Consider the following 1,690-nt stretch of genomic DNA (forward strand, 5'->3'; position numbering starts at 1 on the left):
GTCGCGGCCTGGGCCAGGGTATTTTGCTGCTGCTGCGCTGAAACGGCGTTCTGGAACAGGATCGCGGTGGCCTGGCCCATCGACTGGTAGATGGTGCTCATCGCCATCGCTGGCGATTCAGCCACCACTTTGACGTTGGTCTGGGTAACGGCGTCGGTAATTTGCTCGTTGACGAATGACATGATCAATTTCCTTATTTAATACACGGTGCATTCCGTGTTCATGAATGAACGTTGTAAAACAACCGCTGTGAAGCCTTGCAGGCTAGGGTTTCGGCGCAGGGTCCAGGATCGCCTCGATCTGCACGATCAGCCCCTGGATCAGCGTCTGCACTTCCTGACGCTTGCGCGCGATCTGTGTCTCACTGTCCGCCACCGCGCCATCAAGCACCTGGCGCACCGCCGCTTCACGTTGCTCGGCGGCCACCCTTAACGCTTGCTCGTTGGCTTTGGACTGCTCAAGCACCTGGGCTGCACGCTTGAGCGTTTCATCCACGACGGCCTGGGAGGTGCCGGCGAAGGTTTGCGGGTTGCGAATCAACGCTTCGAGTCGCAGCCGATCGGCAGCGGACAGTACTGGCGGTTGCATAGGGGGAGCCATGTGAACCTCCTGGTTCGATGCTTTACCGGCAGCGAGGCCGCTAAAGCCGCACCTCGACGTTGTCTTGCCAGAAGCCGGCGAAGTAGAACAGTGATGAGGCATCGCAGAACGTCGCCAATTCTGCTGGCGTGATGGCTGAAGGCTGTTGATTGAAGATTGCCGGCGGCGGTGGGACCAGATTGGCAGCGTTGTAAAGATTGCCCACTTCATAGCAGTTGGCTGCGAATTGTGAGCAAAACGAGCTACTGCCAATATCGACCGACTCGTTGATTCGCGTCACCAGATTGGTATCGGAACTCCAGCGCCGAAAAGCCGAGATCATGGCGGTCCACACGCTGTAGCGACCGCGAATATCGCCACCTATCTTGTCGAAATAGAACTGCTTGGCGGCCAACGCGGCGGCTTCGCCCAATGCTTCATTCACACAGGAAAAAACCATAGCCGAACGCGGAGGTTTTTCCAGGCTCAAATCGGTCAAGGTCAGGCCACTGCCGACACTTTCAACCACCAGTGTGTCACTCACCGCAATCGCAGGATGGACGACATTCAGGTAGCACGTGTCTTGAGAAAACACCGTGGCCTTGACCAGCTGGCCAGCTTTGATAAACGCACGTGTGGCGCTGTCGTCGTCTTGTTTCACCGAGAAAATGATATCTCCAGGCTGCATGATGTCGCTCCTCACTCAAGAAAAGTTACGTTCAGGTTGCTGTTGCCGCGTTCCAGAAGGGCTCTGGAACGTCGTGCTCGGTTCAGGCCGCTGGCGCAGCCCGGTTGGCCAAGGTGTCGGCGTACTTGGCGATGCTCTGGTCGATCTTGTCGATGGCCACACTGGCGGCCTCGGCCTCCATCGCACCGGCAGCGGCAGCCACAGCGGCGGCGGCGCCCACCAGCAGGTCGGTCGCCAGCGCACCCAGCGCATCCTCGGCAGCGGCCGGCAGGTTTTCCTTGACGATGTTCTCGGTCATTTGCTGGAGCAGCACGGCTTGGGCCGCCAGCGCGATCTTGCTGACCCCGTCGAAATACCCCGCTGCCGACTGCGCCACCAACCCGGCGGCCTGGCTGATCATCATGTCGGCGGGGACGGCGATCT

3 protein-coding genes and 1 pseudogene are annotated in these 1,690 nt (G+C 59.2%); all 4 read right to left on the reverse strand.

All coding sequences use genetic code 11. From position 1 onward, the window contains the following. Positions 1-182: RebB family R body protein (locus tag HX803_RS31875; RefSeq protein WP_178926041.1), on the reverse strand; the 182-nt coding region annotated here is incomplete at its 3' end. Positions 183-264: 82 nt separating this feature from the next. Continuing rightward, positions 265-600 carry a hypothetical protein gene (locus tag HX803_RS31880; protein WP_256732990.1) on the reverse strand — a complete coding sequence of 112 codons (336 nt, stop codon included), beginning with the start codon at positions 598-600 and terminating at the stop codon, positions 265-267. Between the two features lie 40 nt (positions 601-640). Further along, on the reverse strand, positions 641-1,267 hold the full coding sequence (locus HX803_RS31885; RefSeq protein ID WP_178926042.1) for a hypothetical protein: 627 nt from the start codon (positions 1,265-1,267) through the stop codon (positions 641-643). Positions 1,268-1,349: 82 nt separating this feature from the next. Beyond that, positions 1,350-1,690, reverse strand: a pseudogene (locus tag HX803_RS31890) (hypothetical protein); the annotation flags it as partial.

The organism is Pseudomonas sp. P7548, assembly GCF_013386585.1.
In the GTDB taxonomy this organism is placed as follows: Bacteria; Pseudomonadota; Gammaproteobacteria; order Pseudomonadales; family Pseudomonadaceae; genus Aquipseudomonas.

Bases quoted from the DNA above. Each gene is read 5' to 3' on its own strand.
- HX803_RS31885 (WP_178926042.1), bottom strand. From the start codon at position 1,267: ATGCAGCCTGGAGATATCATTTTCTCGGTGAAACAAGACGACGACAGC.
- HX803_RS31880 (WP_256732990.1), bottom strand. From the start codon at position 600: ATGGCTCCCCCTATGCAACCGCCAGTACTGTCCGCTGCCGATCGGCTG.